7 protein-coding genes and 1 tRNA gene are annotated in these 7,644 nt (G+C 37.8%); 2 read left to right on the top strand and 6 right to left on the bottom strand.

Annotated features, from left to right (window positions below; translation table 11 throughout):
- Nucleotides 1–703: hypothetical protein (locus GAB14E_RS25055; RefSeq protein WP_033080627.1), on the top strand; the 703-nt coding region annotated here is incomplete at its 5' end.
- A 67-nt stretch (nucleotides 704–770) separates the two neighbouring features.
- Here GAB14E_RS25055 and GAB14E_RS20185 read toward each other — a convergent pair.
- The 6 genes from GAB14E_RS20185 to fdxA all read right to left on the bottom strand — a co-directional run bounded on the left by GAB14E_RS20185 (nucleotide 771) and on the right by fdxA (nucleotide 5,671).
- Nucleotides 771–2,012 (bottom strand): integrase domain-containing protein, encoded by a 1,242-nt coding sequence (locus GAB14E_RS20185; protein ID WP_033080626.1) that lies wholly within the window; start codon nucleotides 2,010–2,012, stop codon nucleotides 771–773.
- 166 nt (nucleotides 2,013–2,178) lie between these two features.
- A tRNA-Val gene (locus GAB14E_RS20190) sits at nucleotides 2,179–2,255 on the bottom strand.
- Nucleotides 2,256–2,395: 140 nt separating this feature from the next.
- Nucleotides 2,396–3,787, bottom strand: coding sequence for an MATE family efflux transporter (locus GAB14E_RS20195; RefSeq protein ID WP_033080625.1), 1,392 nt, complete (start codon nucleotides 3,785–3,787; stop codon nucleotides 2,396–2,398).
- 177 nt (nucleotides 3,788–3,964) lie between these two features.
- Nucleotides 3,965–4,171 carry a CPXCG motif-containing cysteine-rich protein gene (locus tag GAB14E_RS20200; protein WP_033080624.1) on the bottom strand — a complete coding sequence of 69 codons (207 nt, stop codon included), beginning with the start codon at nucleotides 4,169–4,171 and terminating at the stop codon, nucleotides 3,965–3,967.
- Nucleotides 4,172–4,317: 146 nt separating this feature from the next.
- Nucleotides 4,318–5,238 carry a fructosamine kinase family protein gene (locus GAB14E_RS20205; protein ID WP_033080623.1) on the bottom strand — a complete coding sequence of 307 codons (921 nt, stop codon included), beginning with the start codon at nucleotides 5,236–5,238 and terminating at the stop codon, nucleotides 4,318–4,320.
- A gap of 97 nt (nucleotides 5,239–5,335) precedes the next feature.
- Nucleotides 5,336–5,671 (bottom strand): ferredoxin FdxA, encoded by a 336-nt coding sequence (gene fdxA / locus GAB14E_RS20210; RefSeq protein ID WP_033080622.1) that lies wholly within the window; start codon nucleotides 5,669–5,671, stop codon nucleotides 5,336–5,338.
- Between the two features lie 149 nt (nucleotides 5,672–5,820).
- Here fdxA and GAB14E_RS20215 point away from each other — a divergent pair, with 149 nt between their 5' ends.
- Nucleotides 5,821–7,518, top strand: a complete 1,698-nt coding sequence (locus tag GAB14E_RS20215; RefSeq protein WP_033080621.1) for an NAD(P)/FAD-dependent oxidoreductase — start codon at nucleotides 5,821–5,823, stop codon at nucleotides 7,516–7,518.
- Nucleotides 7,519–7,644: the final 126 nt, after the last annotated feature.

The following is a 7,644-nucleotide window of genomic DNA, read 5'->3' as shown; positions in this document are numbered from 1 at the left end:
ATATAAAACCAAGTTTAATCAATTTAATCTCAGTAGAAGTATTTTCGAAGATTTTACAAGTTTTGAAGAATGTGAATTTGGTACAAAAGGTGTTAATGGTAGTGTGATAAAATTTGAATTCGCGACCTTCCTCAGCTTTGCTAATTTTCGTAAGGCAAAGTTTCATAACGGTCTTGACTTTGAGCAGGCAAACTTAAAAGAATCACCAAACTTTTTAAATGCTGAAATTAATGAACAATTCACCAACAGAGAAACATTTAGAATAATAAAAGACTCTTTCGATAAAATAGGTAATCAGATTGATGCCAATAAGTACTATTCGTATGAAATGCGTAAATATAAAGAAGAGTTAAAAGCGGCAAAAACCTTATCTACTGAACGACTAGTTTTTTGGTTTAACGAAAATGTATCTAAATTTGGTTCTAGTATAGGTAAGCCATTTTTGTTAATGCTAACTTGTGCAGTAATTTATTATTTACTAGTTTTGGGATATGAGGGTAATTGCTTATATAAGATATATGAACCTGCAAATAAATATATTTCAGCATTTATGACCCAAGCAAATATTTTCTCTAAAGGTGTCCCCCCCTATGGAAGATTTTTAAAAGAAGGCATGGAGTTTGTTACTCTGATTTTTCATGCTTTCTTTTTAATATTTACTTGGCACTTTATTGTTGCAATAAAAAGATGCACTAAACGATAGGTATTTAAATATTGAAAATAAGGTGGAGTAGACTTATATTCAATATAATAATTCCAGATTAACAACCTTAAACAACGTTTAAATGTTTAAGGTTGTCTTCAATAGTAGTTTTACCACTTGCTGAATTTTCAATATGTTGTGACCACCAGCACATTAATACACGTCTACGTTCAAGGTATTCAGCGCGGTTATAAGCTCTACGTACTTCATTTTTATCTACATGCGAAAGGGCAGCTTCAATAACGTCAGGATCATGCCCTTGTTCATTGAGTGTTGTACTGGCTAAAGCACGTAAACCATGAGCCACTAATTTGTTTTTATAACCCATACGACCTAATGCTTTATTAGCTGATTCAACATTACAGTGTTTATGATGATTAATATTAGAAGGGAATAGGTACTTTCTATCTCCTGTTATTGGTTGTAAACGCGATAATATCTCAATGGTTTGTGGTGTTAAAGGGACTTTATGCTCTAACCTCATTTTCATTCGTTCAGCAGGTATAGTCCAAAGCATATTTTCAAAGTCTATTTCTGACCACTGCGCTTTTGCACTTTCACTAGGGCGTGTCATGGTATGCAATTGCCATTCAAGTAAACATCGAGTTACCAATTTAATGCTGGCGTAACTTATATCACTCATTAACTTACCAAGCTCATTGGGTCTAATGGTTGCCATATTAGTGACTTTAGGTGCTTGAAATGCGCTGCGAATACCTGACAAAGGGTTATGGTGCAATATCCCTGTATTAACAGCATGCGTCATCACATTGTTCAAATGACCGATGATCTTGCCTGTAGTTTCTAAATTACCTTTAGCGGCTAAGGGCTTTAAAGCTTCAATAGCTTCAGGTGCTAAGATTTTATCAATAGGGCGGTGGCCTAATTTGGGAAATACGTGGTTTTCAAACTTGCGCCATAAACTTTTGGCGGTATTTTCTGCAATAGTAGCTTTCTTAATTTCAAACCAGTCAGTAGCCACACTTTTCAAGGTATTGCTGGCGGAAAGTAACTGTTCGCGGTGTTTATCGTCTTTGAATTCTTTGGGATCAATGTCTTTGGCTAATAGCTCTCTTGCGGCTACTCGTTTTTTTCTCGCTTCGGCTAATGAAACTGCGGGGTATTTACCAAAGGTCATTGACGTACGTTTTTTATTAATTGGTTTAATGTAATCAAGTAACCACTGTTTAGAGCCGTTGGGCATCACTCTAAGCTGTAGACCATCACCGTCAGACAACTTGTATTGCTTATCTTTGGCTTTTGCCTGTTTTACTTCGGTATTAGTCAGCGGTGTGGTTCTTGTAGCCATAGTAAGTAGTACAACTTTGAGTAAATAAATTCTGTACTACTTACTGTACTACTTAAAAGTGTGGATTTCAAAGAGCGCTATTGAACGGCTTTAGACATAAAAAAAACCGTAAAGCCTTTGTTTATAGGCCTTACGGGTTCTTTTAGTGGGTTTTTAAACCCTGATTTGGTGCTCGCTACGGGACTCGAACCTGTGACACCTTGCATGTCATGCAAGTACTCTAACCAACTGAGCTAAGCGAGCACATGTTGATAACTCAACGAGCGCTATGTTAGCTTTTGGTTCATTGCCTTGCAAGTAGTTTTGTTTAATTCATTGGAAAATAAGTATTACTTGCTGATTTAAACAACAAAGCGTTCAAATATAGCACTACATAATTAGATTTATGTTATCTGATTGCTACCTTCTTGTAATAGCTCTCCCTTTTGAATTCGTTGCTGAATCACTTTTAAGCGCCAAGCCAGTAGAATAGCAGCTGTGGTTAAGCCCACAATAAATCCTATCCAAAAACCATAAGGTCCCATTTTAGGAACAAGCCAATCTGTAATGCCTAAAATTAAGCCAACAGATAAGCCAACCAGCCAATAAGAGACGAAGGTTATATATAATATTGATTTTGTGTCTTTGTAACCACGTAATGCCCCTGCTGATACTACCTGAATAGTATCTGAGAATTGATAAATGGTCGCCAGTAACATCAAACTTGCGGCTAATTCTATAACGGGCGCCTCGGTACTATAAATTCCAGCAATTTGTGTTCTAAATAGCACAGTGATTAACGCAGTAAAACAAGCGAGTAATAAGCCAAGTATTATCGAGTACAAGGTATAATCTCTTGCTTGTTTGAAGTTTTTATTACCAATAGCAAAACCGACTTTAATGGTTGTCGCCATCGCTATACTTAACGGCACCATAAACACTAAACCGGTAAAGTTTAAGGCAACTTGATGGCTTGCAACCACCTGCGCGCCAAAAGGCACTAAAATGATAGCAACAATGGCAAAGAGGCTAACTTCAAAAAGTAGTGACAAAGCGATAGGAATGCCTAAGGCAAGAATTGCTTTTATTTCAGCAAAGACTGGCCAATAAAAAGCACTGAATAAATTTGCTTGCTTGAGAACCTTTGAGTAAAAGCAATAAATAAGCATACTGATGCACATTGACCAGTAAACTAATGCCGTTGCAATGCCACAACCTGCACCGCCAAGCGCCGGCATACCAAATTCACCATAGATGAAAATATAATTTGCAGGAATATTCACCAATAAACCAATAATGCTAATGATCATAGTAGGTTTAGTATATGACAAACCCTCGGAGTAGTTTCTCAGCACTAAATAGATGCAATATCCTGGTGCGCCCCAAACAATATAACCTAAGTAGTCAAACATTAATTCTTCAAGGTTACCTTCTAAGGTAACCAGTGGAGCAATTATAGGGGTCAGTAAGTAGTAGAGGCCAATGAGTGAAACCCCTAACGCTAGTGCAATCCAGGCGGTTTGATAAGTTTGCTCTACCACATCGGTATATTTGTTAGCGCCAGCGAGTTGAGAAACAATTGCAGCCAGTGCCATTATTAATCCGTAAATTGTCAGTATTAAGGGCAGCCAAATACTATTTGCGACCGCGACCGCAGCTAAATCAGTGGCGCTAACACGACCAGCCATTACAATATCGACAAAACCCATTAAGTTTTGAATTAATTGCGCGATTAAAATGGGGTAAGTAAGTTTTAATAAGCTTTTGCTGTGGGTGAAGAAGTCAGCTAGATTCATGGCATTGGTAACTTTAGTTAGGGAAGAGGAATTCGACTATTTGTCATAGTGAAACTGCAAGCATGATAGAGGAGATAGCTTGAGCAAACAAGGCAATTAATGTCTTAAAAAGTGAATGGAACTTAGCGGGTAAATCTATAATTTAGTGAGTCGTATTTACATTTAAATCATGGTGAATTAAAAGACTTGTTCATCGTCACTATCAACCGTTAATTGAATCTTTTTTCGGTATTCATCAACATGTAAATTATAGTGAATCTCCATGCAGCAAGATGGGCATTCATCGTAGTAATCTTGATCACCAGCAGAAGCATCTATTGTGGCGTGTAAATGGTGGCCACAATGAGGACAAGCAATGCGTTTTTCACTAAGTTTTTGGTTCATATTGCCTCCCGAAAAGAAAGGGTAAATAGTTTTATAACGTCATATATTCTTTATTGAGTATGACTATTTTTAATTAAATTACCAAATATAGTCGGTGCTTTTAGCGATTAATCGTTAGCTCTTTGATCTAAAAAGAATCTTACAGCTTAGTGTAATGGTAAAGACATAATTCGAGATAACGTCGCTTTTGCTTGATCAATATAAATACCGCCAAAAATATTAGCGTGGTTGAGTATATGGTAAAAGTTATAAACAAGTTTTCTTTGGCCATAGCCGTCATCTAACGGATATTCTGCTTGGTAACCATGATAAAAGTCATCAGGAAAATGACCAAATAATTCTGTCATGGCTATATCAACCTCCCGATCACCGTAATAGCAAGCAGGGTCAAATATCATGGCTTGCTCGCCAGTAAAACCGGTATTACCTTGCCATAAGTCACCATGAACTAAACAAGGCGATACTTGGTGGTGCAGTAATGCGTCGTGACAAACTTGGGTAATGTGTTCAATATTACCCAGCATAATGGCTCGCTCAGACAGTAATTGTAATTGCCAAGCAATGCGTTGTTCAGCAAAAAAAGTTGTCCAATTACTGCTCCAGTGGTTCGGTTGCACGGTACTACCAATGAAGTTATCGTGCTGCCAGCCAAATTGGCCATGACGATTTTCATAATGCATTTGCGCGAGTTGTTGCCCTAGTTGATACCAAAGAATAGGTTTTGCTTTACTAAAGTCGATATAGTCGAGTATTAAAAAACTTTTGTCTAAACTCGTGCCTAAGGTTGTTACACAGGGGCTGGCAATGCTAGTTAGTGTATTAAGTTGTTTTAATGAGTAGGCTTCTGCTTGGAAATTTTCTAGATGATTTTTATTATTTATTTTTAAAAAATAGCAGCGCTGGCCATCAGATATTTTAAAAGATAAGTTGAGTGGCGGTTCTTTATTACCAAGTAAACTAGGAAAAGCAGAGGCACTAGCACCGCCTATGGAGATTTCTTGCTTTTCTGAAATATAAAACGCCTTGCCAGTTTCATCGCTAATGGCTTTTTCAATGCTATGCCACATAGTTATCTCCAAGGGTTTACAAGGATTTATATTCTTTTTAGTATAGCTGCTTTCCTACAGGCTGTTGTCTTGGTGAAGAATGATTAGTGATTAGCTGCTAGTCATCTGATTGAGTATCTAAGTACTGAATTTTATCGGTTACGCCATCCCATTTTTGTGCTTGCGCTAAAGGGGCTTTTATTTCGGTAATTCTAGGCCAGTGTTTTGATAATTCGGCATTAAGTTCAATAAACTCTTGTTGATCTTTAGGTACTTCATCTTCTTGGTAAATAGCATCGGCAGGGCATTCAACCGGACATAAATCACAATCAATGCAATCATCGGGACTAATAACTAAAAAGTTAGGCCCTTCATAAAAAGCATCTGCAGGACATACTGCGACACAATCGGTATATTTACATAAGATACAGTTATCGGTTACTACAAATGCCATGGTTTTATTTAAATTTCGTTAATATTTGTCTCAATGGTAGTGTGGATCATACCTTTGTTGAGAGCAATTTCAATCTCTTGTTTCTAAAATGGTAACGTACAGGTAAAATAGTGAAAAATATTACTCTTCCAAATGCTGGATCTCAAAGAATGATTCGTTTAACCAATATTAAACTCCCGCTTGATCATAAAGAGCACGAAATTGAACAAGCCATTTTAACTAAGCTATCAATTGAAAACCTGCAACTAGTCAATTTTACGGTGTTTAAACGCGGTTATGATGCACGTAAAAAAAATAAAATCTTTTTAATTTACACCCTTGACGTTGACACAAAAATTAACGCTGAGCTGCTTGATAAATTTACTGATGATACTCAAGTAAAAGCCACACCAGATATGGCCTATAAGTTTGTTAGCCAAGCACCCGAAAAGCTTAAAAATCGTCCAGTGGTTATTGGCATGGGGCCTTGTGGTTTATTTGTTGGCTTAGTTTTAGCTCAAATGGGCTTTAAGCCTATTATTTTAGAGCGTGGCCAAGAAGTAAGGCAACGTACTAAAGATACCTTTGGCTTTTGGCGTAAAAAAATATTAAACACTGAATCTAATGTGCAATTTGGTGAGGGCGGTGCTGGTACTTTCTCTGATGGTAAACTTTATAGCCAAGTGAAAGACCCTAAACATTACAGCCGTAAAGTTCTTCATGAATTTGTTGCCGCGGGTGCTCCAGAAGAAATTCTGTATGTCAGTAAACCTCATATAGGCACGTTTAAATTAGTGACCATGGTTGAGCAAATGCGCGCTAAAATTTTTGAACTTGGCGGCGAAGTTAGGTTTAATCAACGCGTTGATAATATTCATTTTACTGATATTGATGGTAATGAAGCTACAACTCAAGGCATTGAAGGTTATCAAAACCAGAAAGTAACGGGCTTAACACTTTCAAGTGGTGAGCATATTGAAACTAACCATATTGCTTTAGCTATCGGTCATAGTGCTCGTGACACCTTTAAAATGATTTTTGATGAAGGTGTTTACCTTAAAGCTAAGCCATTTTCTGTTGGTTTTCGTATTGAACATGAACAATCTGTTATTGATGAAGCACGTTTTGGTGACAATGCCGGTAATGAAATATTAGGTGCTGCAGATTATAAATTAGTGCATCACTGCAGTAACGGTCGTTCGGTTTACAGTTTTTGTATGTGCCCTGGAGGCACCGTTGTGGCGGCAGCATCTGAAGAAGGCCATCTTGTGACTAACGGTATGAGTCAATATTCACGTCATGAGCGCAATGCTAATAGTGCTATTGTCGTTGGCATTGAGCCGGCAGACTTTAGTGATAGTAAAGAAACTGGGGAGTTTGCTAGTGAACGTGACCACGTTCTTGCTGGTATGGACTTTCAGCGTAAATTAGAACAAAAAGCTTTCAAACTTGGTGGTGAAAATTACGATGCACCAGTACAACTTGTTGGCGATTTTCTCGCTGGGCGTAAAAGTGGTGAGCACGGTAGTGTTACGCCATCGTATAAACCGGGTGTTACCTATTGTGATTTAAGTGAAACTTTACCTGACTATGCCATTGCCGCTATTAAGGAAGCCTTACCCGCTTTTGATAAGAAAATAAATGGCTTTTCAATGTCAGAGGCCACTTTAACGGCAGTGGAAACGCGTACTTCTTCGCCTATTCAGATTACTCGCGATAAAGAAACGCTACAAAGTCTTAATACACAAGGCTTGTACCCAGCGGGCGAGGGAGCAGGTTATGCGGGTGGTATTTTATCTGCGGGTATTGATGGCATTAAAATCGCTGAGGCAATGGCGTTATCGATGACCGCACAGCACGACAAATAGTAAAGTAATTTGTGCAGATAAAAGTGACAGTAGCCCTAATGAGATAGTTATTGCCACTTTACTTTTATCAATGGTATTACGGATTTTAGATAAAGTGCCCTATAGATTAGGGCTTGATAGTATTGT

Origin of the sequence: Colwellia psychrerythraea (genome assembly GCF_000764185.1) — a bacterium.
Lineage (GTDB): Bacteria > Pseudomonadota > Gammaproteobacteria > Enterobacterales > Alteromonadaceae > Colwellia > Colwellia psychrerythraea_B.
Note: the sequence above shows the minus strand (reverse complement) of the source record. Positions and strands in the feature narration are given on the sequence as shown.

Coding starts and splice junctions, on each gene's coding strand:
- GAB14E_RS20185 (WP_033080626.1), bottom strand. CDS start 2,012: ATGGCTACAAGAACCACACCGCTGACTAATACCGAAGTAAAACAGGCA.
- GAB14E_RS20195 (WP_033080625.1), bottom strand. CDS start 3,787: ATGAATCTAGCTGACTTCTTCACCCACAGCAAAAGCTTATTAAAACTT.
- GAB14E_RS20200 (WP_033080624.1), bottom strand. CDS start 4,171: ATGAACCAAAAACTTAGTGAAAAACGCATTGCTTGTCCTCATTGTGGC.
- GAB14E_RS20205 (WP_033080623.1), bottom strand. CDS start 5,238: ATGTGGCATAGCATTGAAAAAGCCATTAGCGATGAAACTGGCAAGGCG.
- fdxA (WP_033080622.1), bottom strand. CDS start 5,671: ATGGCATTTGTAGTAACCGATAACTGTATCTTATGTAAATATACCGAT.
- GAB14E_RS20215 (WP_033080621.1), top strand. CDS start 5,821: ATGATTCGTTTAACCAATATTAAACTCCCGCTTGATCATAAAGAGCAC.